Source organism: Kitasatospora viridis (genome assembly GCF_007829815.1).
GTDB lineage: Bacteria > Actinomycetota > Actinomycetes > Streptomycetales > Streptomycetaceae > Kitasatospora > Kitasatospora viridis.
Map to the genome: position 1 here is coordinate 445,731 of NZ_VIWT01000001.1, position 25,154 is coordinate 470,884.

Annotated in this window: 27 protein-coding genes; 15 read left to right on the top strand and 12 right to left on the bottom strand. The window is 72.5% G+C overall.

Translation table 11 applies throughout. The features are described 5' to 3' along the window. Positions 1-41 precede the first annotated feature (41 nt). Positions 42-2,105 carry a carbohydrate binding domain-containing protein gene (locus FHX73_RS02055; RefSeq protein ID WP_145902967.1) on the top strand — a complete coding sequence of 688 codons (2,064 nt, stop codon included), beginning with the start codon at positions 42-44 and terminating at the stop codon, positions 2,103-2,105. A gap of 63 nt (positions 2,106-2,168) precedes the next feature. Here the strand turns inward: FHX73_RS02055 and FHX73_RS02060 are convergent, their stop codons facing one another. Both FHX73_RS02060 and FHX73_RS45955 read right to left on the bottom strand, forming a co-directional pair. Then, complete coding sequence (locus FHX73_RS02060; RefSeq protein WP_211786113.1) at positions 2,169-3,563, bottom strand: FAD-binding oxidoreductase; 1,395 nt, start codon at positions 3,561-3,563, stop codon at positions 2,169-2,171. Between the two features lie 106 nt (positions 3,564-3,669). Continuing rightward, a complete protein-coding gene (locus FHX73_RS45955; RefSeq protein WP_246213305.1) occupies positions 3,670-4,167 on the bottom strand; it encodes a DinB family protein in 498 nt (165 codons plus the stop codon). Between the two features lie 133 nt (positions 4,168-4,300). On the opposite strand from FHX73_RS45955, the gene FHX73_RS45960 reads away from it, so the two are divergent. Then, entirely contained in the window at positions 4,301-4,858 is a 558-nt protein-coding gene (locus FHX73_RS45960; RefSeq protein ID WP_246213306.1) for a hypothetical protein, read from the top strand. A 207-nt stretch (positions 4,859-5,065) separates the two neighbouring features. Here the strand turns inward: FHX73_RS45960 and FHX73_RS02070 are convergent, their stop codons facing one another. Together FHX73_RS02070 and FHX73_RS02075 are read right to left on the bottom strand one after the other, a co-directional pair. Next, positions 5,066-5,905 carry a glucose 1-dehydrogenase gene (locus tag FHX73_RS02070; RefSeq protein WP_145902969.1) on the bottom strand — a complete coding sequence of 280 codons (840 nt, stop codon included), beginning with the start codon at positions 5,903-5,905 and terminating at the stop codon, positions 5,066-5,068. Positions 5,906-6,003: 98 nt separating this feature from the next. Beyond that, positions 6,004-6,648 carry a TetR/AcrR family transcriptional regulator gene (locus tag FHX73_RS02075; protein WP_145902970.1) on the bottom strand — a complete coding sequence of 215 codons (645 nt, stop codon included), beginning with the start codon at positions 6,646-6,648 and terminating at the stop codon, positions 6,004-6,006. Between the two features lie 210 nt (positions 6,649-6,858). Here FHX73_RS02075 and FHX73_RS02080 point away from each other — a divergent pair, with 210 nt between their 5' ends. From FHX73_RS02080 to FHX73_RS02095, 4 genes are all read left to right on the top strand, one after another. Then, positions 6,859-7,374: a RidA family protein gene (locus FHX73_RS02080; protein ID WP_145902971.1), complete on the top strand. Its 516-nt coding sequence runs from the start codon at positions 6,859-6,861 to the stop codon at positions 7,372-7,374. Beyond that, positions 7,371-8,045, top strand: coding sequence for a class I SAM-dependent methyltransferase (locus FHX73_RS02085; protein ID WP_145902972.1), 675 nt, complete (start codon positions 7,371-7,373; stop codon positions 8,043-8,045). Before FHX73_RS02080 ends, FHX73_RS02085 begins: the two co-directional genes overlap by 4 nt. 680 nt (positions 8,046-8,725) lie before the next feature. After that, on the top strand, positions 8,726-9,487 hold the full coding sequence (locus tag FHX73_RS02090; RefSeq protein ID WP_145902973.1) for a FadR/GntR family transcriptional regulator: 762 nt from the start codon (positions 8,726-8,728) through the stop codon (positions 9,485-9,487). Positions 9,488-9,526: 39 nt separating this feature from the next. Continuing rightward, entirely contained in the window at positions 9,527-10,345 is an 819-nt protein-coding gene (locus FHX73_RS02095) for a phosphotransferase enzyme family protein (RefSeq protein WP_145902974.1), read from the top strand. A 29-nt stretch (positions 10,346-10,374) separates the two neighbouring features. Here the strand turns inward: FHX73_RS02095 and FHX73_RS02100 are convergent, their stop codons facing one another. After that, positions 10,375-10,995 (bottom strand): SRPBCC family protein, encoded by a 621-nt coding sequence (locus tag FHX73_RS02100; RefSeq protein WP_170304807.1) that lies wholly within the window; start codon positions 10,993-10,995, stop codon positions 10,375-10,377. Positions 10,996-11,225: 230 nt separating this feature from the next. Between FHX73_RS02100 and FHX73_RS02105 the strand changes: the two genes are divergently transcribed. From FHX73_RS02105 to FHX73_RS02115, 3 genes are read left to right on the top strand one after another with little or no spacing between them, the layout of a single operon-like run. Then, positions 11,226-12,044: a (Fe-S)-binding protein gene (locus FHX73_RS02105; RefSeq protein ID WP_145902976.1), complete on the top strand. Its 819-nt coding sequence runs from the start codon at positions 11,226-11,228 to the stop codon at positions 12,042-12,044. Next, the gene (locus tag FHX73_RS02110; RefSeq protein ID WP_145902977.1) at positions 12,041-13,549 is read left to right on the top strand and encodes a lactate utilization protein B; all 1,509 of its coding nucleotides are present in this window, start codon (positions 12,041-12,043) and stop codon (positions 13,547-13,549) included. Before FHX73_RS02105 ends, FHX73_RS02110 begins: the two co-directional genes overlap by 4 nt. Then, positions 13,549-14,196, top strand: a complete 648-nt coding sequence (locus FHX73_RS02115) for a LutC/YkgG family protein (RefSeq protein ID WP_145902978.1) — start codon at positions 13,549-13,551, stop codon at positions 14,194-14,196. The genes FHX73_RS02110 and FHX73_RS02115 overlap by 1 nt, the downstream gene beginning before the upstream one ends. Positions 14,197-14,231: 35 nt before the next feature. Here the strand turns inward: FHX73_RS02115 and FHX73_RS02120 are convergent, their stop codons facing one another. Next, positions 14,232-15,335, bottom strand: a complete 1,104-nt coding sequence (locus FHX73_RS02120) for an NUDIX hydrolase (RefSeq protein WP_145902979.1) — start codon at positions 15,333-15,335, stop codon at positions 14,232-14,234. A gap of 206 nt (positions 15,336-15,541) precedes the next feature. Here FHX73_RS02120 and FHX73_RS44430 point away from each other — a divergent pair, with 206 nt between their 5' ends. Further along, entirely contained in the window at positions 15,542-16,039 is a 498-nt protein-coding gene (locus tag FHX73_RS44430; protein ID WP_170304784.1) for a hypothetical protein, read from the top strand. Between the two features lie 72 nt (positions 16,040-16,111). Here FHX73_RS44430 and FHX73_RS02125 read toward each other — a convergent pair whose 3' ends face one another. Continuing rightward, positions 16,112-16,324: a DUF397 domain-containing protein gene (locus tag FHX73_RS02125; protein ID WP_145902980.1), complete on the bottom strand. Its 213-nt coding sequence runs from the start codon at positions 16,322-16,324 to the stop codon at positions 16,112-16,114. Next, positions 16,321-17,184, bottom strand: a complete 864-nt coding sequence (locus FHX73_RS02130; RefSeq protein WP_211786114.1) for a helix-turn-helix domain-containing protein — start codon at positions 17,182-17,184, stop codon at positions 16,321-16,323. The genes FHX73_RS02125 and FHX73_RS02130 overlap by 4 nt, the downstream gene beginning before the upstream one ends. 238 nt (positions 17,185-17,422) lie before the next feature. Here FHX73_RS02130 and FHX73_RS44435 point away from each other — a divergent pair, with 238 nt between their 5' ends. Continuing rightward, positions 17,423-17,857 (top strand): ATP-binding protein, encoded by a 435-nt coding sequence (locus FHX73_RS44435; protein WP_170304808.1) that lies wholly within the window; start codon positions 17,423-17,425, stop codon positions 17,855-17,857. Further along, a complete protein-coding gene (locus FHX73_RS02140) occupies positions 17,854-18,135 on the top strand; it encodes a hypothetical protein (protein ID WP_170304809.1) in 282 nt (93 codons plus the stop codon). The genes FHX73_RS44435 and FHX73_RS02140 overlap by 4 nt, the downstream gene beginning before the upstream one ends. Before the next feature lie 34 nt (positions 18,136-18,169). Here the strand turns inward: FHX73_RS02140 and FHX73_RS02145 are convergent, their stop codons facing one another. Further along, the gene (locus tag FHX73_RS02145; RefSeq protein ID WP_211786115.1) at positions 18,170-19,414 is read right to left on the bottom strand and encodes an MFS transporter; all 1,245 of its coding nucleotides are present in this window, start codon (positions 19,412-19,414) and stop codon (positions 18,170-18,172) included. Between the two features lie 155 nt (positions 19,415-19,569). On the opposite strand from FHX73_RS02145, the gene FHX73_RS02150 reads away from it, so the two are divergent. After that, positions 19,570-20,505: a LysR family transcriptional regulator gene (locus tag FHX73_RS02150; protein ID WP_145902984.1), complete on the top strand. Its 936-nt coding sequence runs from the start codon at positions 19,570-19,572 to the stop codon at positions 20,503-20,505. A gap of 4 nt (positions 20,506-20,509) precedes the next feature. Here FHX73_RS02150 and FHX73_RS02155 read toward each other — a convergent pair whose 3' ends face one another. Further along, the gene (locus FHX73_RS02155) at positions 20,510-20,842 is read right to left on the bottom strand and encodes an ArsR/SmtB family transcription factor (RefSeq protein ID WP_145902985.1); all 333 of its coding nucleotides are present in this window, start codon (positions 20,840-20,842) and stop codon (positions 20,510-20,512) included. A 142-nt stretch (positions 20,843-20,984) separates the two neighbouring features. Between FHX73_RS02155 and FHX73_RS02160 the strand changes: the two genes are divergently transcribed. Then, positions 20,985-21,329: a putative quinol monooxygenase gene (locus tag FHX73_RS02160; RefSeq protein WP_425461357.1), complete on the top strand. Its 345-nt coding sequence runs from the start codon at positions 20,985-20,987 to the stop codon at positions 21,327-21,329. Positions 21,330-21,344: 15 nt separating this feature from the next. Here the strand turns inward: FHX73_RS02160 and FHX73_RS02165 are convergent, their stop codons facing one another. Both FHX73_RS02165 and FHX73_RS02170 read right to left on the bottom strand, forming a co-directional pair. After that, positions 21,345-23,534 (bottom strand): wHTH domain-containing protein, encoded by a 2,190-nt coding sequence (locus tag FHX73_RS02165; protein WP_145902986.1) that lies wholly within the window; start codon positions 23,532-23,534, stop codon positions 21,345-21,347. Between the two features lie 63 nt (positions 23,535-23,597). Beyond that, positions 23,598-23,975, bottom strand: a complete 378-nt coding sequence (locus tag FHX73_RS02170; RefSeq protein ID WP_145902987.1) for a hypothetical protein — start codon at positions 23,973-23,975, stop codon at positions 23,598-23,600. Between the two features lie 274 nt (positions 23,976-24,249). On the opposite strand from FHX73_RS02170, the gene FHX73_RS47480 reads away from it, so the two are divergent. Then, the gene (locus FHX73_RS47480) at positions 24,250-25,134 is read left to right on the top strand and encodes an NAD(P)-dependent oxidoreductase (protein ID WP_145902988.1); all 885 of its coding nucleotides are present in this window, start codon (positions 24,250-24,252) and stop codon (positions 25,132-25,134) included. The last annotated feature ends 20 nt before the right edge of the window (positions 25,135-25,154 follow it).

The window sequence follows — 25,154 nt, forward strand, 5'->3', positions numbered from 1 at the left end:
GCGCCACCACCCCCATATCCCCCATCTGCTGGAGCACACTGATGCGACTTCACAGATCAGTCCAGGCAGCGCTGGCCGCCGGTGCCACCCTGGCCGCCTCGGCCGGACTGCTCGTCGGCGTCGGCACCGCCGCCCACGCGGCCACCACCGGCACGCCGCTGCCGGCCCACGTCTTCGCGCCGTACTACGAGGCCTACACCCCGGGCAGCCTCTCCGGGCAGGCCACCGCGTCCGGCAACAAGTACCTGAGCATGGCCTTCGTCCAGGCGGCCACCAAGGGCTCCTGCTCGGTGTACTGGGACGGCGACACCACCACCCCGATCGCCAGTTCCAGCTTCGGCAGCGACATCTCGGCCATCCAGGCGGCCGGCGGCAACGTGATCCCGTCCTTCGGCGGCTACGCGGCGGACGACGGCGGCACCGAGATCGCCGACAGCTGCACCGACGTGAACCAGATCGCGGCGGCCTACGAGTCGGTGATCACCACCTACAACGTCAGCCGGATCGACCTGGACACCGAGGACAACTCGCTGACCAACACCGCCGGCATCGACCGCCGCAACAAGGCGATCAAGCTGGTCGAGGACTGGGCCGCGACGAACGGGCGCACCGTCCAGTTCTCCTACACCCTGCCGACCACCACCAGCGGCCTGGCCGACTCCGGCCTCGCCGTGCTGAAGAACGCGGTCAGCAACAACGCGCGGATCGACGTCGTGAACATCATGACGTTCGACTACTACGACGGCGCCAGCCACGAGATGGGCACCGACGCCGAGAACGCCGCCACCGGCCTGGAGGGCCAGCTGGCCCAGCTCTACCCGGGCAAGACCGCCGCCCAGCTGTGGAACTCGATCGGCATCACCCTGATGCCGGGCATCGACGACTTCGGCGCGGGCGAGACCACCACCGTCGCGGACGCGCAGAACGTCCAGACCTGGGCCACCGCCAAGGGCATCAACACCCTGGCCTTCTGGGCCCTGCAGCGTGACAACGGCGGCTGCACCGGCACCGCCGGCTCCGACACCTGCTCCGGCATCGCCCAGAACACCTGGGACTTCAGCCACGCGCTGGAGCCCTTCACCACGGGCGGCGGCACCACCACCAACGACTTCTCGCTGAGCGACTCGCCGGCCACCGGCTCGGTCGCCCCGGGCAGCTCCGCCACCGCCACGGTGAACACCGCGGTCACCTCCGGCAGCGCGCAGTCCGTCGCGCTCTCCGTCTCCGGCGCCCCCGCCGGCGTCACCGCCTCGTTCAGCCCGGCCTCCGTGACCGCCGGCTCGTCCTCGACGCTCACCCTCAGCACCACCTCGGCCGTCGCCCCCGGCAGCTACCCGCTGACCATCACCGGCACCGCCGCCTCCGGCAGCCACACCGCCACCTACACCCTGACCGTCACCGGCAGCACCGCCAACGACTTCTCGCTGAGCGCCTCCCCGGCGTCCGGCTCGGTCCAGGCCGGCGCCGGCGCCACCGCCACGGTCAGCACCGCGGTCACCTCCGGCAGCGCGCAGTCCGTGGCGCTCTCCGTCTCCGGCGCCCCCGCCGGCGTCACCGCCTCGCTGAGCCCGGCCTCCGTGACCGCCGGCTCGTCCTCGACGCTCACCCTCAGCACCACCTCGGCCGTCGCCCCCGGCAGCTACCCGCTGACCATCACCGGCACCGCCGCCTCCGGCAGCCACACCGCCACCTACACCCTGACCGTCACCGGCTCCAACAGCGGCGGCAGCCTGGTCAACGGCGGCTTCGAGACCGGCTCGCTGAGCCCGTGGACCTGCCAGAGCGGCGCGGCCGTGGTCAGCTCCCCGGTGCACTCGGGCAGCCACGCGCTGCAGGTCTCGCCGACCGCCGGCACCACCGGTGAGTGCGACCAGACCGTCACCCTGCTGCCGAACCACTCCTACACCCTGACCGCCTGGGTGCAGGGCCCCTACGCCTACGTCGGCGTCAGCGGCGGTGCCACCGCCTCCAGCTGGGCCAACAGCACCAGCTGGACCCAGCTGACCGTGCCGTTCACCACCGGCTCCACGGGCACCGTCACGGTGTACCTGCACGGTTGGTACGGGCAGGGCAACGTCTACGGTGACGACTTCGCCATCAACTGAACGTCCTGAGGTGTGACCTGAGGCCCCGTCGGCGACTGCCGACGGGGCCTCAGGTCACCTTCGCTACTTGACGATCTTGCCCGGGTTCATGATGCCGAGCGGGTCGAGGACCGCCTTCACGGTGCGCAGCAGCTCCAGCTCCAGCGGGCTGCGGTACTCCGCCAGGGCCTCCCGCTTGAGCAGGCCGATGCCGTGCTCGGCGCTGATCGAGCCGGCGTGCTCGGCGACCAGCCGGTGCACCAGCGGGGAGACCTCGGGGGCGCGGGTGGGCGGCAGCAGCACGTTGAGGTGGACGTTGCCGTCGCCGACGTGGCCGAAGGCGTTCACCCGGACGTTGCGGAAGGCGGCCGCGAGGGCCCGCTCGGCCGCCTCGATGAAGGCGCCGATCGACCCGAGCGGCACGCTGACGTCGTGCTTCACCGCGCCGCCGGCCCGCTTCTCGGCCTCCGGCAGGCCCTCGCGCAGGGCCCAGAGCGCGCGGGCCTGCGGACGGTCCAGCGCCGGCACCGCGTCGGCGGCCAGGCCGCGCTCGACGGCCTCGGCGAGGAACCGCTCCAACTGCGCGGCCAGGCCCGCGCCGTCCTCGGCGGCGGTCGCCTCGACCAGCAGGTAGCGCGGGTACGGGCGGTCGAACGGGTCACGGGTGCCGCTCTGGTGCGCGAGCAGCAGCTCCAGGCCGGTGCGGCCGAACAGCTCCAGGGCGCTGAGCCGGTCCTCCAACTGCTCGCGGGCCAGCGCGAACAGCGGGCCGAGCGACTCCAGGCCGGGGAGCGCGAGCAGGGCGACGGCCTGGTGGCGCGGCAGCGGGAAGAGCCGCACCGTCGCCGCCGTCACCACGCCGAGGGTGCCCTCGGAACCGATCAGCAGCTGCTTGAGGTCGTAGCCGGTGTTGTCCTTGCGCAGGCTGCGCAGGCCGTGCCAGATCCGGCCGTCCGGCAGCACCGCCTCCAGGCCGAGCACCAGCTCCCTGGTCATGCCGTACCGCAGCACGTTGCTGCCGCCCGCGTTGGTCGCCACCGCGCCGCCGAGCCGGGCGCTGCCCTCCGAGGCCAGCCGCAGCGGGAAGTACAGACCGGCCCGCTCGGCTGCCTGCTGAACGTCCGTCAGCACGCAGCCGGCCTCCGCCGTGAGCGCGAAGTCGGCCGGATCGACGCTGCGGATCCGGTCCAGCCCGCGCACGCTGAGCACCACCTGCTCGCGCTCACCGACCGGCATCGCCCCGCCCACCAGGCCGGTACCGCCCGCGAACGGGACCACCGGCACCCGGTGCCGGTGGCAGACCGCGACCGCCTCCGCGACCTCCTCGGTGCTGCGCGGCCGGAGCACCGCCGCCGGACGCGCCGTCAGCAACCCCCGCTCGTCGCGCACGAACCCGGCCACCGGATCGTCACCGGCCACCACGCCACCGCTCCCGAGCACCGCGCGCAGCTCGGCGAGCACCCCTTCACTGATCGCCATGGGGTCCACGCTACCGGGGCACGCGCGGTCGGCGGTCGGTTTACGGCCACGCTGTGGTGGGGCTCTTCGCTGTCGCGGGTCTTCGGGGCCGGGCGAGGCGTTCCCCCTACAAGTCGGCGGCGTGCGCGCCGTCGATCGACTGCCGGATCACGTCCGCGTGGCCCGCGTGGCGGGCGGTCTCCTCGATCAGGTGCAGCAGCACCCACCGCGCCGACCACTGGGCCGCCTCCGGCAGCAGGCACGGCACGTCCATCGAGGCCAGCTCCGCGACCGTCCGCTCCGTCTCCGCGCCCACCTCCCGATACGCCGTCAGCAACCGCGCCACCGTGTCGCCGTCCTCGCGGCGGAACTCGCCGGCCGGATCGACGATCGGCCACAGCTCTGGCAGGGCCCGCCCGAGCAGGCCCGCCTGCACCCAGCGCCGCTCGGTGACCGCACCGTGCTTGAGCAGCCCGGCCAGCGACAGCTCGCTCGCCGACGGCACCGACCACGCCTGCTCCTCGGTCAGCCCGCCGACCGCGGCCAGCAGCCCGTCGCGCTGCTTCCCGAGGTACCCGAGCAAGGCCGACCGCTCGTCCGCCACCGGTGGTACGAAATCCGGCACTGCAGCCTCCCGACGTCTCGTCAGGGACCGTGCGTCCCTTCCACTTCCAGCCTGGCACGGCCCACTGACAGTCGAACAGCAGTGCGCTACCCTCCCGGTCGGCGACAAACGATCTTCGGGGAGGGGGAACGGGATGAGGCGTCTGCTCAAAGCGGCCACGCTGCTGGTCGCGGGGGTGCTCGGGCTGCTGCTCGTCGGTCGGCTGGAGCTGGGCCTCGCCCTTCCGCTCGGCCGCGCCGCCGGGGTGGCCGGCGACCGGGCCGTCTTCCAGAACGACCACTGCACCACCACCGTCACCAAGGTCACCAAGGGCTCCAGCGTCGACACCTGGTGCACCGGCACGATGCACGTCCGCTCCGCCGGCTGGAGCCTCGCCCTGCACGACCCGCTCCCCCAGCCCGCCCCCGGCGGCACGCTCGACTTCCGCTGCACCGGCCACGCCTGCACCCAACCGGAAGCCTTCCCCGTCGCCCTGGGACTGCTGAGCGAGTGCCTGCTCCTCGCCATCACGACAGCCAGCCTGCGGGCACTGCTGACAGCAGCCCGCACCTGGCTGCAGCGCGATGCACCGCTGATCACCGCCCCGCGCTGGACGCGCCGCGCCGCGAGCGCGTGGCTGCGCTACTGCCAGGCGCTGGTCCTGGCGTTCTGCGCGAGCGTGGTGGCGACCGGGGTGACCTTCTTCCTCTGACTCCGCCTCCTGGGCTCGACCCGGCCACCGTCACTGACCATGACGTACTTCACGGTCGGGCCGGTGGTCCAACGGGCCGGTGGTCCAGCTGTCCAGCCGCCGTGCGATCGCGGCAGCTGGCTGCTGCGCGGCGGGCTGCTGATCACCGGCCCAGGCTGGGCGCGCCGGGACGGGAGCGCCTCTTCCCGCGCCTCGCCCCGGCCGCCGTCACTGACCCATGACGTACTTCACCGTCGGACCGGTGGTCCAGCCGCCGTCCACCGCGAGCTCCGCGCCGGTGATGTAGGAGGCCTGCTCGGAGAGCAGGAACACCACGGCGGACGCGATCTCCGGCGCCTCGCCGACCCGGCCCATCGGGGTGTTCGGGTAGTTGCCCTCGCCGCGCTGGATGCCCGCCACCGCGGTCATCGGGGTGTACGTCATGCCGGGGTGCACCGAGTTCACCCGGATCCGGTCCGTCCCCAGCTCCACCGCGCCGATCTTGCTCAGGCCCCGGACGCCCCACTTCGACGCACCGTAGCCGGCGGTCAGCGCCAGGCCCATCAGGCCGGCCGCCGAGGAGATGTTGACGATCGAGCCGCCGCCCGCCGCCCGCATCGCCGGGATCACCGTCTTCATCCCGATGAACACACCGGTCAGGTTGACGTCCACCACCTTGCGGAAGAACTCGACGCTCTCGTCCGCGAGGAAGGTGCCGGTGGCGATGCCGGCGTTGTTCACCAGGCCGTCGATCGAGCCGAACTCGGCGAGCGCGAACTCCGCCACCGCCTGCCAGTCCTCGACCGAGGTCACGTCGTGCCGGACGAACCGGGCACGGGCACCGAGCTCGGCGGCGGTGGCCCGGCCCTCCTCGTCGAGCAGGTCGGTGAGCACCACGTTGGCGCCGGCGGCTACGGCGAGCCGCGCCGCCTCGGCGCCCAGGCCGCGGGCGCCACCGGTGACGATGACGGTCTTGCCCGTCAGGTCGGGCGCGACACTCGGAGCGGGGGCCGGGGCGGGAGCGGGGGTAGCCGCAGTGGTCGGCTGGTTGTCGGTGCGGTCGGTCATCTGGATCACGTCCTCGTGGGGTACTGCGTACTGCGTGGGAGTGCTGTCGACGCGTCAGGGACCGGGGCCGGGTTGCGCCCGGCGTGGGCCCGTCCGCGTCAGAGCTGCGGTGCCGGCGCCTGGAGCAGCGCCGTCGCCATCCCCGCCAGGTCGGCGAGGAAGAAGGGTTCGTCGGTGAGCGGCTGCTCGCCGTCGGTGTACTGGCGGGCACGGTCGGCCAGTGCGGCGCCGATCAGGGTGAGCGCCAGGTCGAGGCGCTCCAGCCGGACCGGTTCGGGCAGGCCGGGTGCGCCGGGCTGGGTGGCGAGCCGCTCGCCGATGTGGTCGAAGAGGCGCCAGTAGCCGCCGCCGGCCAGCGTGGGGTGCGGCGTGCGGGTGCGGATGCCGCTCTGGTGGCTGACCTGCGCGGAGATCCGCAGCGCGCAGCGGCCGCGCTCGGTGCCGAGCTCGGTGGCCTCGGCGCCCACCAGGGTGCGGAGCAGGTCCGGCAGGCCCATCGCCATGAGTTCCGGCAGGCGGGGCGCGAGCGCGTGCTCGACCCGGTCCTGCCGACCCTTCATGATCTCTTCGAGCAGGCCGGCCCGGGAGCCGAAGTGGTACTGGACGGCGGAGGGGTTGGCCTGTCCGGCGAGCCGGACGATGTCCCTGGTCTGCGCGCCGTCCACGCCCTGGGTCGCGAAGAGCTGCTCGGCCGCGAGGATCAGCTTCTCGCGGGTGTCGCTTTGTCCTGTGCTGCGTGCCATGCCATCGATGTTAATACTGGCCATTATTAATGTCGAGCATCAGCGAGATCTCGGCGATTCGCCTACCGTGATCTCGCCCGACGTCCCGTCAGGGCCCCGATCGCCGGATCGACCATCGCCCCTCGACTCATGACTCTCGACCGTCGACGTTCGATGCTCGCCCCACGCGACCGGAGCGCGGACGACGACGCTTAATGCTGGGCATTATTAATGGTGGGCATTACCAACAGGGGAGCTCCATTGTCCGAGAACGTGCATCTGGTCGCGCCGGAGGGGCTGGCGCCCGGCAACGGATACAGCCACGTGGCCTGGGGCACCGGCCGCACCATCGCGGTCTCGGGCCAGGTCGCCTTCGACGAGAAGGGCGAGCTGGTCGGCCCGGGCGACCCCGAGGCCCAGGCCCGCCAGGTCTTCGAGAACCTGGGCCGCGCCCTCGCCGCGGCCGGCGCCACCTTCGCCGACGTCCTCAAGCTGACCTTCTACGTCACCGACCGCGACCAGCTGCCCGCCCTGCGAGTGGCCCGCGACGCCGTCATCGACACCGAGCGCCCTCCCGCCAGCACCGCCATGGTCGTGGCCGGCCTGTTCCGCCCCGACGTCCTGGTCGAGGTGGACGCCCTCGCCGTGGTTCCGGCCGACGCGCCCGCAGGCACCACCGGCACCACCGGTGCTGCCGCCGCCACGAGCACCGCCACCGCAGCCACGTCGGAGGGGTCTTCCGCATGACCCCCGCCGAGCCCGACTTCCTCAGCAACACCCGCGCCTCCTACGACGCGATCGCCGCCGACTACACCGCTCGGTTCGGCGACGCCCCGGACATCAAGCCGCTGGACCGCGCGGTGTTCAGCACCTTCGCCGAGACGGTCGCCGCCGCCGGCCTCGGCCCGGTCGCCGACCTCGGCTGCGGTCCCGGTCGACTCACCGTCCGGCTGCGCGACCACGGCCTCGACGCCTTCGGTATCGACCTCTCGCCGCAGATGATCGCCCAGGCCCGGCAGGCCCACCCCGGCCTGCGCTTCGAGGTCGGCTCGATCACCGACCTCGACCTCCCCGACGACAGCGTCGGCGGGATCCTCGCCTGGTACTCGCTGATCCACCTTCCCGACGAGCAACTCCCGCAGGCGCTGGCCGAGTTCCACCGGGTGCTCGCCCCCGGCGGCGAACTCCTCACCGCCTTCCAGGTCCGCGACCGCCCGCACCGCCGCGATGAGCTGTTCGGCCGCCCGGTGAGCCTTGACTACTACTCCCGCACCCCCGAGTTCGTCATCGCCGCCTTCGCCACCGCGGGCCTCCCCGTCCACACCCGCCTGGTCCGGGCTCCCGCCGCCGACGGCACCGAGCTCGTCCCGCAGGCCCTCCTGCTCGCCCGCAAGCCGGCCGAGACACCCAAGGCCTGACGATCCGTCACCCGGGCCGCCGGTGGGAGCGATCACCGGCGGCCCGAACCAGGAGCGCAGCACCTCGGAACACGCGGACGACCCTGAGCCCAGCGCCCCGGCCGCCACGAAGGCGGCCGCCCTCACCAGCGACCACCTGACGACCCGTCACTCTGACCCTGGGCTGGAGCGATTACCAGCAGCCCGGCCCGGAAGCCCGACACCGCGCAACCCCCGGGGCCCCACCCCGACAACCCGCCCCCGGGCGACCCGACACACCCCGGGACGGCCACTCCCACCAACGACCGCCTGACGATCCGTCACCCGGGCCCCAGCTGGACCGATCACCGGCAGCCCAAGCCGGAAGCCCAACGCCCCACAACACCCGCTCCCGCGCGACCCCCAGCACCCCGAGACGTCCGGCCACCCCGCAGGCGCCCCCTGACGACCGCATGACGGCCCACCCCCAGACCCCAGCTGGACCGTTCACCAGCGGCCCAAGCCGGAACCCCTGCACCCCGCTACACCCACTCCCCCACACCCCGGCCCACACCGCCCCCACACTCACCCCCACCCCGACACCCCGCGCCCACCCCGACCTCCACCCGGGTTGACCTATGATCGGGAGAACCATCGGGGCCGGTCAGGCCGGACAGGAGCCGCGCCGTCCGGGTGCGAGCGGAGCGGAGCGGAAGAGCGTCATGGCGGAGCCGACTGACTGGGAACCGGTTCCCCGCTCACGCACCTTCGAGTTGGTGCTGGACCGGATCGAGGAGCAGATCCGCGCCGGCAAGCTCCGGGTCGGCGACCGCCTCCCCCCTGAGCGCGAGCTGGTCGAGCTGCTCGGCGTCAGTCGTGCCGCGATCCGCGAGGCGCTGCGGGTACTGGAGGCGCAGGGGGTCGTCCGGGCCAAGGTCGGCACCGGCCCGGACTCCGGCAGCGTGATCGCCGCCCTGCCGAGCGCCGGGCTCAGCCAGCTGCTCCGCTTCCACCTCGCTCTGGCGAACTTCCCGCTCGCCGACATGGTGGACACCCGCGCCGCCCTGGAACGCTCCAGCGCCCGCCTCGCCGCCGAGCGCGCCGCCACGGGCGAGGCAGCCGAGCAGCTCGCCGCGGCCGGCGAGCTGCTGGCCCGGATGGACGATCCCGAGCTGACCCGCGAACAGTTCAACGAGTACGACACCGCGTTCCACGTCGCCGTCGCCGAGGCCGGTGGCAACCGGCTGATGGCCGACCTCACCATCGCCGTCCGCAACGCCGTGCGTCATCCCCTGCTCGCCGCCTTCCACCGGATCGCCGACTGGGACGCGGCCGCCGCCACCCTGCGCGTCGAGCACCACGCGATCCACCGGGCGATCACCAGCGGCGACGCGGAGTCGGCGGGCGACCTGATGGAGGCTCACATCCACCGCTTCCACCACGAGGTGGCGCTCCCGGCGCTGTCCCGGCCCGACCCGTCCTGAACCCATCCGGACGCACTGCCACCCGGCTACCGTGACCGCATGACCGCCGTCCCCGAACCCCTCGCCGCCCCCGAACCCCTCGCCGGCGGCCTGGCGAACGCCGGCGCCGTCTTCCGTCGCGGCCCGCTCGTCGATCGCCCGGCACCGCCCGCCGCCCGCGCCCTGCACGCCCACCTACGGGCGCTGCGGTCCCACGGGTTCGACGCCTGCCCAGCACCGGTCCGCCTCACCTCGGCCGGCCGCGAGCAGCTCACCTTCCTCCCCGGCGACGTACCCCAACCCCCCTTCCCAGCCTGGGCGATGACCTCGGCCGCGCTACGCTCCCTCGGCACCCTCCTGCGCCGGCTGCACGACGCCGCAGCAGCGGTCCCGCTCGACACCACCGCCCCGTGGTCCCGCGACCTCGCCGACCCGCTGGGCGGAACGGTCCTGTGCCACAACGACGTCTGCCCGGAGAACGTGGTCTTCCGCGACGGCCGCGCGGCCGCCCTGATCGACTTCGACTTCGCCGCGCCCGGCCGCCCGCTCTGGGACGTGGCAATGACGGCCCGCTACTGGGCGCCCATGCTCGACCCGGCCTCCGCCGCCGCCCTCTACCCGGCCGGACTCGACCCGGCGCACCGCCTGCGCGTCCTGGCGGACGGCTACGACCTCTCCCCCGCCGACCGCGCCGAGCTCCCCACCGTCGTCGAACAGGCCACCGCCACCTGCCGCGCCTTCGTCGCCCACCGCGTGGCCACCGGCGACCCCGCCTACCTGCACGCCTTCACCACCCGCGGCGGCTGGCCCCGCTGGGACCGCCTCCAGTCCTGGCTCGCCGCCCACCGCACGGAGTTCAGCGCCGCCCTACTGTCCTGACGGTCGCCCAGCCAGGCCGCGCCGGCCCGTCACTCCGGCGCGTAGAACATGAGCGTCTGCTCCGCCGTCGCCGCCACCACCTCGGGGGCGGCGACCTTCGCCAGGTCCAGGGCGGCGGCCCAGGCGGTCACCGAGAGCAGGGTGAACTCGCGGGCCTGCGCGGGTTCGAACCACCACGTCCGGTCGGGGTGATCGCCGCTCAGGTACTGGCCGAGGCCGACCAGTGCGGGGTCCCAGCCGACGCCGACGGCCAGCACCAGCGGTGGGACGCCGTCGCCCTCGCCGGGTCCGGCGTGCTCCAGTTCCAGGGTGGTCCGCCCGTGGCCGGCGGGGGTGAGGGTCAGGGTGACCTCGTTCTCCGGTGCCCCGCCGAAGGTCCAGGTCAGCCGGAGCCGGTGGGGTGGGTCGCACGCCAGGATCTCGCCGCCGGCGTTGCCCTCCAGTTGGAACGTGCCGCCGGCGCGCAGGTCACCCGAGAGCGGCAGGAACCACTGCGCGATCCGCTCCGGCGAGGTGACGGCGCTCCACAACTCGTCGGCGCCCGCCTGGTAGGTGCGCCGGACGACGGCGGCGCAGCCGGGTGCGCCCGAGCGCAGCTCGCGGATCCGCACCTCACGGCTGGTCTGCCCGATCCAGTCGGTGACGCTCACGATGACCTCTCCTCCAAAACCGGCCAATACCGGCCAATACCGGCCCGTCCGGGCGGCTGCGCGGGTCAACGAGCCCGCCGGGCGGCAGGTGTCGCGGCCGCCGCCCGTTCGAGTCGAGACGAGACGAGCGCCGCACCGCTCCGCTCACCCGGATCACGCACCGACCACACGCGGAATCAGCCCCTCCGGGTGTATGGTCAGACCAAAGAATGGCCGACCCGAGGACCTCCATGCGTGTCGCACTCTTCCTGACCTGCGTCAACGACGCCCTGTACCCGGACACCGGGCGCGCCGTGGTGACCGTGCTCGAACGCCTCGGCGTCGAGGTGGACTTCCCGACGGGGCAGACCTGCTGCGGGCAGCCGCAGTACAACACCGGGTACCGGCGGGAGACCGAGCCGCTGGTGCGCCGGATGGCCGAGGTGTTCGCCGACTACGACCACGTGGTCACCCCCTCCGGTTCGTGCGCCGCGATGGTGCGGGACAACTACCCCCGGATCGGCGCCAGGACACGCGCGGAGGGGCGCGGCACCGCACTCGAACGGGCGGCCGGCGCCCTGGTGCCCAAGGTGCACGAGCTGACCGAGTTCCTGGTGGACGTGCTGGGCGTCACCGACGTCGGCGCGTCCTTCCCGCACACCGTCACCTACCACCCGTCCTGCCACGGCCTGCGGATGCTCGGTCTGGGCGACCGGCCGCGCCGGCTGCTGCAGGCGGTGCGCGGGCTGAACCTGGTGGAGCTGCCGGGCGCCGAGGAGTGCTGCGGCTTCGGCGGCACCTTCGCGGTGAAGAACGCCGCCGTCTCCACCGCGATGGGGCAGGACAAGGTGCGCAACGCCCGGTCCACCGGCGCCGAGGTGCTCTGCGGCGCCGACAACTCCTGCCTGATGCACCTGGGCGGTCTGCTGCACCGTCAGGACGAGCCACTGCGGGCACTGCACATCGCGGAGATCCTGGCCGCCACCGAAGACCTTCCGGATGGCCCGCCCACGCGCCCGACCAATGGCCCGACCGACGGCCCGACCGAGAGCCTGGTGGTGTCCGCATGAGCCGCACCTTCATCGGCATGCCCGCCTTCCCGAAGGCCGCCGCCGTCTCCACGCAGAACCGCCAGATGCGCGCCAACCTCACCCACGCCACCCACACCATCCGCGACAAGCGCGCCCGCGCGGTCGCCGAGCTGGACGACTGGGCCGAACTCCGGCTCGCCGGCAAGCAGATCAAGGACCGCACGCTGGCCCGGCTGGACGAGTACCTGGTGCAGGCGGAGGCGGCGGTCACGGCAGCCGGCGGCACGGTGCACTGGGCGGCCGACGCCGCCGAGGCGAACCGGATCGTCGCGGACCTGGTGAAGGCCACCGGCGAGCGCGAGGTGGTCAAGGTCAAGTCGATGGCCACCCAGGAGATCGGGCTCAACGAGGCGCTCGCCGCCGAGGGCATCACCGCCTACGAGACCGATCTAGCCGAGCTGATCGTGCAGTTGGGCGACGACCTGCCCTCGCACATCCTGGTCCCGGCGATCCACCGCAACCGGGGCGAGATCCGCGAGATCTTCCGCGACAACATGGCCAGTTGGGGCCGCCCGGCCCCGGAGGGCCTGACCGACACCCCGGCCGACCTGGCGGAGGCGGCGCGGCTGCACCTGCGGGAGAAATTCCTGCGCGCCAAGGTCGCCGTCTCCGGCGCGAACTTCCTGGTCGCGGAGACCGGGACGCTGGTGGTGCTGGAGTCCGAGGGCAACGGGCGGATGTGCCTGACCCTGCCGGAGACCCTGATCTCGGTGGTGGGCATCGAGAAGGTCGTGCCGACGTGGCAGGACCTGGAGGTCTTCCTCCAACTGCTGCCCCGCTCCTCGACCGCCGAGCGGATGAACCCGTACACCTCGACCTGGACCGGCGCCGCGGACGGTGACGGACCATCAGACTTCCACCTGGTGCTGCTCGACAACGGGCGCACCGACACCCTCGCCGACCAGGTCGGCCGCCAGGCGCTGCGCTGCATCCGCTGCTCGGCCTGCCTGAACGTCTGCCCGGTGTACGAGCGGGCCGGCGGACACGCCTACGGCTCCCCCTACCCGGGCCCGATCGGCGCCATCCTCACCCCCCAACTGCGCGGCCTGCAGAGCGAGGTGGACGCCTCGCTGCCGTACGCGTCCTCGCTGTGCGGCGCCTGCTACGAGGTCTGCCCGGTGGCGATCGACATCCCGGAGGTGCTGGTGCACCTGCGCGAGAAGGTGGCCGAACAGGGCGGCGCGGGGCACCGGTTGGAGCGGGCGGCGATGAAGTCGGCGAGCTGGCTGCTGGACCACCCGGCCGCGTACTCGACGGCGCTGAAGGCCAGCCGACTCGCCCGGGGCGTCCAGCCGCGCCGACTGCCCCTGCCGGGGGCGGCGAAGGCGTGGACGGACAGCCGCGACCTGCCGCCCCTGCCCGAACAGTCGTTCCGCAGCTGGTGGAAAGAGCGGACCCCCGACCAGAGCGACCGGAACAAGCCGAACGCGCCGAACGCGCGGACCGAGCCGACCGATCGCGACCAGCAGGACGGAGCGAACTGATGAGCCCGACGACCGGCTCCCGCGAACGGGTCCTCGCCCGGATCCGCACTGCCCTGGCCGACCACCCCGAGCCGCCCGAGCCCACCCGCGGCTACCGCACGGCACACGCCGAGCTGCCCGTCCCGGAGTTGCTCGACCTGCTCGCCGAGAACCTGGCCGACTACCGGGCCGTGGTGCACCGCTCCACCGCCGCCGAACTCCCGGCCACGCTCGCCGAGCTGCTCAAGGCCCACGGCTCGCGGACCTTGGCCGTCCCGGCCGACCTGCCGGACGCCTGGACCGGCGAGCTCGGCAACGTCGAACTCCTCGTCGACGGCGCCGATCTGACGCCTGATCGGTTGGAACGCACCGACACGGCGCTGACCGGCTGCGCGCTGGCCATCGCCGAGACCGGCACGATCGTGCTCGACGCCGGCGCCGCCCAGGGACGCCGCCGGCTCACCCTGGTCCCGGACCACCACATCTGCGTGATCCGCGCCGACCAGGTCGTCGCCGCCGTCCCGCAGGCCCTGCCGCTGCTCGACCCGGCCCGCCCGCAGACCTGGATCTCCGGGCCGTCCGCGACGAGTGACATCGAGCTGGAGCGGGTCGAGGGGGTGCACGGTCCCCGGCGGCTGGACGTGGTGATCCTGGCACCGCAGGCGTAGCCCGGCCGGCCGGCCGGGGAGGGGAACCGACGAACTTACAGGCGTCGGACGGCCTGTGCCTCGGCCCGTTCCACCGCCGCCCGTCCGTACACGTGGACCAGGGCCAGGTGGAACAGGGCCGGGGCCACCGGGGCCCAGTGGTGGATGCGGTCGGGGTGCAGCAGGTACCCGGCGACCGTCGCCGCGCGGAACGGGACGTAGTCGATGGTCTCCTGCTCCCACCGGTCCGCCACTCCCCGGCTCAACCGGTCCTGCAATCCCTGGTGGGTCAGCTCGTTGAGGCGCGCGTAGAAGTGGACGGCCCACTGGCGCCGCTCCACGTCCAGCACGAAGGCCAGGAGTTCGAGGGAGTACTCGTGCGGCTCCAGCGCGAGTTCCTCCCGCATGCCGCGCCGGGCGACCGCGTGGAGCACCGGCGCGCTCCGCCCGGCGGAGTCGATGTGCCGTGACAGCCCCTCGTTGACCGAGGAGTTCCAGATGCCCGGCCCGGTCCGGACACGGTTGCTGCGCCGGGTGACGACCAGCATGTCGTCGGCGGTCACCACCGCGACGTTCACGCCCAGGCTGCACTGCAAGAACGCCGGTGCGTCGAGCGGGCGGTCGGGGTCGAGGTGGCGGGAGCGCAGGGTACTGCCGTCGGGCAGTCGGCGGTCGAGCTGCTGGGCGGCGAGGAAGGTGTAGTAGTCCGTCGGCCGCAGCCGCAGGCGAACCTCCGGCTGCTCCTCGGTGGGCGTGCGGGAGACGGCGAACGACTCGACGGCGTACCGGGGGCCGTTCCAGATCGGCGTCCGCCCCTCCTCCTGGAGCCGGGCGCTCTCGGCCTCGATCTCCTCCCACCAGTGCGCGATCTCCGCGGGCAGCCCGGTCTCGCCGTCGAGCACCTGGATGTGCACGCCCTCGGCGGGGATGGGCGTTTCGCCGTCGCCCTCGACGATCAGCGCCGTGGTGCGCAGCGGGCCGAGCGAGAAGGTGGACCACGACGGGCTGGACACCTCCTTGGTCCAGCGGCTGCGGACCGCGCCGAACCAGCGCCTGCGCAGCCTGAACCACGCGTCCTGCAGCGGCTGTTGGAACAGCACCGCGACCAGCATCCCGATGACGGCGCCGGCCACGCCGTTGACCACGTCGATCCCACCCATGCAGCGGAGCGTAGTGGCGGGGGTCCCGCGCCGCCTCCCAGTTCTGACGCCCCGCCCGAAACCGCATGTCACAGGGGTTCTGTCGATTTGTCACAGACATGTCCCGGCACGCCGCGGCGTTGAACGGCGGCGGCTGCTCACCGCGTCATGCTTCACGGAAGGCCCGTTCACCGGAGCGGGAAGCTCGGCCGGAAGAGGAAAAAACCATGCGCGTTCGGAAGCTGTCGGCAGTCACCCTCGTCGCCGTCGCTGTCGGCCTGTCGCTCACCGCCTGCGGCAACGACAGCTCCCCCAAGGCCGCGCCGCCCGCCGCCGCCAGCCCGGTGGCCCCCGCCTCCCCCGCCGCCGGCACGCCCGCCGCCGCCGACTCGCCCGCTGCCGCTGCACCTGTCGCAGCCAGCCCGGCCAGCCCGGCGCACACCAAGCCGTCGGGCACGCCGAAGGCGACAGCCGGCGAGAAGTGCACGGACCAGATCAACTACGCCGGGGACCCCCGCTCCAACGCCGAGATCAACTCCATCGGCGCCAACACCGGCCACTGCCCGACCCCGGAGAAGAGCGGCGCCGCCACGCCCTCGGGCACCCCGAACAAGCCGGGCGTGAAGTGCACCGACCAGATCAACTACGCGGGCGACCCCCGGTCGAACGCGGAAATCAACTCGATCGGCGCCAACACCGGCTACTGCCCGCCGATCCAGCACTGAGCCGGAGCGGGAGCCGGATGCAAGTGCAATGACCCCGGTCGACGGACCGGGGTCATTAGCATCTGATAGGGCTCACGCCTGCGCGTGCAAGCCCCCCGCGCGCACCTTCGCCACGAACGCACTCCAGGCGTCGGGTCCGAAGACAAGGGCGGGACCATGCGGGTCCTTGCTGTCGCGCACGGGGACGGCGCCGGGGGTTCCCACCGCCACCTCAAGGCAGTTGCCACCAGTGCCACCACTGAACGAGGACTTTCGCCACACGACAGCCGTAGGGTTCCGCGTCACTTCATGTACTCCTTTGCAACGTCGCGCAACCAGAGGACCGACTTCTCAGGCTGGACCGCCGAGGCCATGAGCCGGTCAAAGACCCTCTGGTGATACTCCGTATCCGCTGGTTTCTCTGTATAGGTGCTGCTCGTCGGCGATTCGGAATAGACGATGCTTCCGGGGATGTCCTTGAACGAAAGCAGTGAGAAGGACTGAGTCATGGCGGGATGTGCGCCGGCACTGAACGGGAGGACCTGGACCATGACGTTCTGCCGCGCATCCGCTACATCGGCCAGGTGTTCCAGCTGAGCTCGCATGACCTCGGGCGACCCAACCGGGCGTCTCAGCACGGCTTCATTGATGATGGCCCAGAGCAACGGAGGATTGGGGCGGGAAAGGATTTCCTGACGCTGCATCCGCAAAGCGATCCGGCGATCCCCAGCGTCCGCCGCCTCCTCGTAGCTCACCGGCACGGTCGCGCGAACCACAGCGCGAAAGTACTCCTCGGTCTGCAGCAGTCCCGGCACCAACTCCGACTCATAGGTACGGATAGCAGATGCATCCTCTTCAAGGCCGACATACGCCTTGAACCACTCCGGAAGTGCATCGCCGTAGCTCTGCCACCAACCGGGCTGCCGACTCTTCCGCGCGAGCGACGTCAGTTGCTTGATCTCGTTCGGGTCGCTGACCCCGTAAAGCGCCAGCATCGGCCGCACATCCCGTTCGCGCAGGCCGACTTCACCGCTCTCGATGCGGCTGACCTTGCTCGCGGACCAGTCCAGCGCGTCGGCGACGTCTTTGCCGGTGAGTCCCGCCCGATTTCGCAACTCTCGCAGCTCGGAGCCGAGCCTACGACGCAGCACGGTTGGACTGTCCACCCGTCACCCTCCCTGGTCGTGTGCGTGGATACACAGTCTGCCACCCCCTCCCAGTCGATCGAACCGCTTAGCGATTTCTGGAAGTGCAAGCAATCTGCACTTGCAATCGATCACAACTGGAGAGCATGCTACTCGCCGTGGAGACCTCCACACGGAACGTGATCTTGACGATCCGTCACCGGGCATCCTCATGCCACAGGCCGGACATCCAACAGCCTTGCTGCAAGGGAGCTTTGCCATGCCTGAAGCCGTTTCCCAGCCTCCGTCCCCCACTGCCCAGCAGCACTTCTGGCTGCCGTACAGCAAGCGGACCCCGCGCCTCGCCCGGCAGCAGCTGCGCGAGTTCCTCGCCGCCCTGCCCAACGGCGCGCGCTTCTCCGACACCGGCGAGCTGCTGGTCAGTGAGCTGGTCACGAACGCGCTGCAACACGGCACCCAGCGCGGGCAGTTGATCAAGCTCTCGCTGGAGGCGGACGAGGAGCGACTGATCGTCTCCGTCGAGGACGCCTCCGACCTGCCGCCGCAATTGCGGGCGCTCTCCGCCGCCGAGTCCGGCTACGGGCTGCACCTGGTCAGCAAGCTGGCCAACGCCTGGGGTTGGGGGCCGCGCGAAGGCGTCGGCAAGCGCGTCTGGTGCGTCTGCGCGCCGAGCCCGGCCGGCGCCGCGCCGTGAGCGGCGGCTACATCGAGGGGCCGGTGGTCGTCGAACTCACCGGCATCACCTGCCCGGCCAGGTTCCCGCAGCTGGCCGACGCGCTCGCCGCCACCTGGGAGTCGATGCGGCTGCTCCCGCTCGATCCCGCGCACTGCTGCGCGTTCGAGCTGATCCTCGCCCGCCCGCGCTCCGAGCAGTACATGCGCGAACGCCTGGCCCGGGAGCCGGAGGTGGCGCTCACCTTCACCCTCCCCGACGGCCCCCACCTCCTCCGCCTCTACCCCAGCCCGCCGTAGGCTCTGCGCTCTTCCGCAAGGCCGGGGCAGTACCTCAGGCGGGAGTCCGGGCCAACTCCGGTTCGTGCTGCGCCGTCTGTGCCCGCCAGGGCAGCAGGAACGGCGTGCCCAGGATGAGCAGTCCCGCCACGGCCAGGACGGTGCGCGGGCTGGTCACGTCCGCGAGCAGTCCGCCGAGCGCGGTGCACAGGGCGATGGATGCCTGCTGGCCGATCGACCAGGCCGACAGGGTGCGGGCGACGAGGTGCTTGGGGGTGCGTTCGAGCCGGTAGGTGGCGAGCACGGGGCTGTACAGGCTCATGTTGATGATGATCGCCAACTCGACGGCCATCACGGTGATCAGGCCGATGACGCCGGGGCGGACGAAGGCCAGGCCGATCAGCCAGACGGCCCGCAGGGTGCCGACGGTCCGGAAGACCCGGTCCCGGCCGTACCGGGTCACCACCCGGCGGGCCAGCCGGGAGCCGATCAGTCCGCCGAGGCAGGGCAGCGCGAAGGCGAGGCCGTACTGCCAGGGTGGGAAGCCGAGTTGGCGCAGCAGCAGGACGGAGAGCACCGGCTCGGTGGCCATGATCAGGCCACCGACCAGCATGTTGTTGAGGTAGAGCGCCCGCAGGCCGGGGTCGCCCATGATGTGCCGCCAGCCGTCGAGCACCGCGCCGGCCCCGGCCCGGCCCTGGTCGGCGGGCTGCGGCACCTCCTCCCGGCCCCGGATCGCGGTGATGCCCAGCGCGGAGAGCAGGTAGCTGAGCGCGTCGGCCACCACGGTGGTGACCGGCCCGAACAGGCCGATCGCCGCCCCTCCCAGCGGGGGGCCGATCGCGATGGAGCTCCAGTTCGTGGACTCGAAGCGGGCGTTGGCCACCAGCAGGTCCTCGGCCCGGACGAGGGCCTTGAGGTGGGCGCCGCTGGCGGCGTTGAACGCGATCTTGGCGGCGGCGATCACGGCCGAGACCGCGAGCAGCTGGCCGAAGCCGAGCCGGCCGAAGGCGTAGGCGATCGGGATCGTCGCCATGGCCGCGAACCGGGCGAGGTCCATCGCGATCATGACGGGGCGCTTGCGCCGGAACTCAACCCACGGCGCGAGCGGCACCGCAATCAGCGCGCCGACCACGGGCCCGACGGCGGACAGCGCCGACACCTCGGCGGGGCTGGCGTGCAGGGCGAGCACGGCGATCAGCGGGAGCGCGCCGAACCCCAGCCCGGAGCCGTAGGCGCTCACGGCGTAGGCCGCCCACAGCCAGCCGAACTGCCGGCCCAACCGCCGCCTGGCCATCATGCTCAGCCCGCTCCCTCGACATCCGTCGATATCCCGTCCCGATCACCGGACAAACCGGCGTTGACCGCTGAGAGCTAACCGGGCCGGACAGCGGCAGGTCAAACAACCGGTTCACCCACGCCGCACAACCATCTGTTGTTCATTAGGGTGGCGGCGTGGATCTCGAAGCCGTGCGCACCTTCGTCGCCGTCGCCGACGCGGGCCAGTTCCAGAAGGCCGCGACCGACCTGTCGATCACCCAGCAGGCCGTCTCCAAGCGGATCGCCGCACTGGAGCGGGACCTCGGCGTGCGGTTGTTCACCCGCGCGCCCCGTGGCGCCGAGCTCACCATCGACGGGCGGGCGTTCCTGCCGCACGCCCGCGAGCTGCTGCGGGTCGCCGAGCGCGCCGTCGCCTCCGTGCGCGCCGGCCGCCGTCCGCTGCGCGTCGACGTGATCTCCTCGCGCGGTGCGGCGTCGGGCCTGATGCGCGACTTCCACGGCGCGCACCCGGAGATCGACCTGGACGTGCTGATGCTGTTCGAGATCGAGACGGCCGTCACCGCCATCCGGTCCGGCACGATCGACGCCTCCTTCCGGGCCGTCGCCATGCCCGGTCGGCGGCTGCCCGAGGACATCGAGTCGGCCCGGGTGGTCGACGAGCCGCTCGAACTGCTCACCGGCCCCGGCCACGCGCTGGCCGCCGCCCGGTCGGTGACCCTCGCCGACCTGGTCGGGCACCGGATCTGGATGCCCGGCATCGTTCCCGGCACCGAGTGGGGGGCCTATTACGACGACCTGGTCGCCGAGTTCGGCCTCACCATCGAGGCGACCGGCCCCAACTTCGGCTCCGACGCGCTGCTCGACACCATCGCCGACACCCCGGCGCTGGCCACCTTCATGGGCGGGCACACCCGCCTGGTCTGGCCGGCCGGACACGGCCTGCGGCGGATCCCGGTGATCGACCCGGTGCCCGTCTACCCGCACTCGCTCCTGTGGCACCGCGACAACCCGCACCCGGCGCTGCCCACGCTCCGCGAGCACCTCACCGCGACGACACCCGGCCTGGACGCCGCCGGGACCTGGCGGCCGAGCTGGGTGCGGCCGCGCTGAGCGCTCACTCCTCCGCCTGTCCGTCGCCTCGTTCCTCCGCGATGATCGCGAGCAGGCCCGGGAAGAGCTGATCGATCTCCGCGCGGCGCAGCGTGGCCGTCCGGCTGTTGCCCCGGCTGACCTGGCGGATCAGCCCGGCCTCGCGGAGGGTCCGGAAGTGGTAGGTCAGCGTGGCCTTGCTGACCGGCAGGCCGAAGGAGACGCAGGTCCGGGCCTCGCCGGCGGGGGCCAGCGCCAGTTCGCGGACGACGCGGCGGCGATTGGGGTCGGCGAGTGCCGCCAGGACCGGACCGAGGGCGATCTCCGCCGTCTCGGGGTGTCCCTCCTCGTCGGGCATCGCTCGTCCTCCCGGTAGCTAGGTATGACTTGCATCGTACCTTCTCGGATTGCTAGCGTCCGAGGTACGAGAATTCTCTTACCTCTGAACGCCTACCTCTGAACGCCTTGCCCATGAACGCAGTGCTCATGGACGCCTACGGATGGACCGCGCCGTGCCCCAGCCCTTCACCCTCGTCGGAACCGCCCGCCCCAAGCCCGAGCGCGCGCAGGACCTGCGCGAGCTGCTGCTCTCCTTCGTCGAGCCGACCCGGCAGGAGCCCGGCTGCCTGGAGTACCACTTCCACGAGGACCGGGACACCCCCGGGCTCTTCGTCTTCTACGAGGCGTGGCGCAGCGAGGAGGACCTGAACGCCCACCTCGCCCTGCCCCACCTGCGGGACTTCTGGGAGCGCCGGATGGATTACCTGGAACAGGACTTGGAGATCCGCTACCTGACGATGCACAGCCCGTACCCGGCCGACCGGGCGACCCCGGCGGGCGCCTGACCGATGGCCCACCCCTCAGTCGACCGTGTAGCCCAGCTGCCGCAGGCGGGCGACCACCGTCTCCGGCGAGCGGTCGGCTGCGAGGGCGGCCTGCTGGAGATGGCGCGCCGGAACGACGTCCTCGATCGGCAACCACGGTGCCGCGCCGTCGGCATGACGACTGATCAGGACCAGGTCGGCAGGCTCGACGAGCGGCGGCAGCTGCGTACCGGGGAGCTCGTGGCCGAGCTCCGCCAGCCGCAGGGCGACCTCGCGCGGCGTGGCACCGGCGGCGAGGGCGGCCGACAGGATCCGGCCCAGCGGCACGGGCGAACCGGGCCTAAGCCACGGTGCCGCTCCGTCACCCCGTTCGCTGAGCAGCTGCCGGTCCGTCGGCAACACCCGCGCCGTGGCCGCCACCTTGGCCACCCGGAAGCCCAACTCCGCTACCCTCAGCGCGATTTCCTCGATCCCACGGCCCGTCACGGCGGCCACGCGAACGAGGTGGCCGGCCTTCACCAGATCGGTGTGCGCCAGCCAGGGCCGGCGCCCGTTCAGATCCCGGCTCGCCAGCACCAGATCGGACCTGTCCACCCGCTCCGGGAGTCCGCTCTCCGGCACGTCGTAGCCCAGCTGCTTGAGCCGGGCCGCGGCCTCCCGCGGGCCCGTGCCGGTGGCAGACGCCGCGGCCAGCAGCCAGCCGAGTTGGACCGGCGACCCGGGCTTCAGCCAGGGCGGCTTCCCGTCATGGCTGTCGCTGATCAACTGCCGGTCGCCCGGCCGCACCGGCTCGTCGAGCGACGCCCCGGCGGCGGTCCGGTGACCCAACTCCCGCAACCGTTGCGCCGCTTCGCGGACCGTCAGGCGCTCCGCCACGATCGCTGCCCGCAACAGGTGGCGACCGGGGACCGCCATGTCGTCCCGCAGCCAGGGCACCCGCCCGTCCAGGTCCCGGCTCAGCAGCACCGGGTCGACCGTCCGTACCTGCTCCGGGATCCCGGTCTTCGGCACCTCGTAGCCGAGCTGCTCCAGCCGGTCGGCGACCTGCCGTGGTGCGGTGTTCGTGGCGAGCGCCGCGACCAGCACGGCACCGAGTTGCAGCGGTTGGCCGGTCCTCAGCCAGGGCGGGTTCCCGTCGTGGCCAGCGCTGATCAGCTCGCGGTCCCCCGGCCGGACCGCGTCGTCCGCCGGCGCCTCCTCCGGACGGAACCCCAACTCCACCATCCGCTGCGCCACTTCGCTCGGCTTCTGGGCGGTGACGACGGCCGCCCGCAACAGGTGCCCGGAGGAGATTCGCTGACCGTGCGTCAGCTGAGGCTGGCCACCGTCCAAGTCGCGGCTCAGCAGCAGGGTGTCGTGGGGCCGCGCGATGCCGGGCAGTTCGGCCTTGGTGACCTGGTAACCCAGCTCGCCGAACCGGACCGCCACCCGGCGCGGCGTGCTGTCGGTGGCGACGGCCGTGGCCAGCAGGCGCTCGACGTCCACCTGCACGGTGGGGCGCAGCCAGGGCGGCCGGCCGTCGAGGTCCCGGCTCAGCAGCGTCCGGTCGCCCGGCCGGACCACGTCCGTGGGCAGCTCGGCCGGTACCCGGTAGCCGAGTTCGAGCAGGCGGTGCGCGAGCTCGGCCGGTGGCTCCCCGGTGACCACGGCGGCCCGCGACAGGTGGCCGACCTTGACGTCACCGTCCAGCGGCAGCCACGGCTCCCGACCGTCCAGGTCGCGGGAGACCAGGACGAGGTCGTGCGGCTGGAGGACGGCCGGGAACCGGGCCGGGGCGACCCGGTAGCCGAGCTCCCCGAACCGGTCGACGGCCTGCGCGGGTGTGGTGCCGCTGGCGGAGGCGGCGGCGAGCACCTCGTGGTACTGGACCCGCAGGCCGAGCGGGAGCCAGCCGGGCTTCCCGTCGTGCCGCACGCTGATCAGCTTCCGGTCGCCCGGACGCACCGCGTCGTCCGCCGGCGCCTCAGCCGGCCGGAAGCCCAACTCCAGCAACCGCTGGGCCACTTCACCGGGCGTCCGACCCGTGACGACCGCCGCCCGCAGCAGGTGCTCGACCGGCACCGTCGACCGCTTCCGCAGCCGGGGCTCCAGTCCGTTCAGCGCCCGGCTGGTGATCACCGGGTCGGTCGGCAGTGGCTCCACCGGCGGCCGGGCCTGCCCGCCGCCCAGCGCCCCCAGCATCCGGGCGAGGAGGTTGGCTCCAGCACCGGCCTCACGTTCGGACATCGCTCCCCCAGTACGCGACCCACCCGATGGCCCACCGCTCGACAGTCTGTCACCCGACCGCCGCTACCGGGCAGCCCGCTCCCCGCCCAGCATCGCTTCCGGCTGAACCGCCGGGGCCGCCGGCTGCGCGGGCGCGGCCAGCGCCCCGGCGAGCACCAGGGCGAGCCCGACCAGGTGGAAGGGCATGGCGAGCCCGGAGAGCACGTTGGCGGCCACTCCGTAGCCGATGGCGTTGCCGAGCGAACCGAAGCCCAGCGCCATGGCGACGCCGGACACGATCGGCCCGGGCACCATCACCAGGCAGCCGATCATCGCCAGCCGGGCATTGCGCCCCCGGCGACGGATCGCCATGGCGGCCACGATGCCGCCGACCAGCGGCGCGAGGATGGTGATCGCGGTGAGGGCCAGGTTGAGCAGGGCGGCGCTCTGCATATCGGTCATGAGGCTCCATCAGTCATCGGAACACGTACACGGGAACTGCACGGCGCACGAACATACCTGCTCATACGTACCAGGTACAGCCGTTACCGCCGTGGTTGCGGCCGCCGCCGTCGGGCCGACCGTGCCTAAGATCAACTCCTGGGCTTCCAGGACGCCCTGACCACGCACCACTGATCACCCACCACTGATCACCGACCACGCACCACTGACCACGCACCACTGACCACGCACCACCGACCACGCACCACTTCACGAGGATCACGAGGAGCAGAGCATGAACGTGGGATTCATCGGCCTGGGCACGATGGGGCGGGCGATGGCCGGCCAGCTCGTCGCGGCGGGGCACCGGGTCCAGGTGTGGAACCGGTCGCCCGAGCCGGTCAAGCAGCTGGTCGAGCAGGGCGCGGTGGCGGCCGGCAGCATCGCGGAGGTGCTGGGCAACGAGGTGGTGCTCTCGATGCTGGCCGACGACAAGGCGTTCACCACGCTGCTGCTGGACGAGCAACTGCTGGCCGGCGCCACCGCCGAGGTGCACGTCAACATGGCGACGGTCTCGCCCGCGCTCGCCGTCCGGGCCGCCGAGCTGCACCAGCGGCACGGCATCGGGTACGTCGCCGCACCGGTGCTGGGCCGACCCGACGTGGCGGCCGCCGGCAACCTCAACATCCTGGCGGCGGGCCCCGAGGCGCTCGTCGACCGGGTGGCCCCGCTCTTCGAGGCGATCGGCCGGCACACCTACCGGCTGGGCGAGCAGCCGCAGTCGGCCAACCTGGCGAAGATCAGCGCGAACTTCATGATCTTCTCGGCGGTCGAGGCCTTCGCCGAGGCCGCCGCCCTCGCGGAGGCGGGCGGACTGGCCGCGAGCGACCTGCTGGAGGTGATCACCGGCACCATCTTCCCCGGCCCGGTCTACGCGGGCTACGGCGGCCAGATCGCGGCCGACCGCTACGAGCCGGCCGGCTTCCGGCTGGACCTCGCGCTGAAGGACGTCAACCTCGCGCTGGAGGCCGGCACCGACAACCGGGTGCCGCTGCCGCTCGCCGGCCTGCTGCGCGACAACCTGCTGGACAACCTCGCCCACGGCGAGGGGCACCTCGACGGCGCCGCGCTCGGCCGCACCGCCCGCCGCCGTGCCAACCTGGACGGACGCCAGGCCTGACCAGCCCGCCGCGCGGCCGC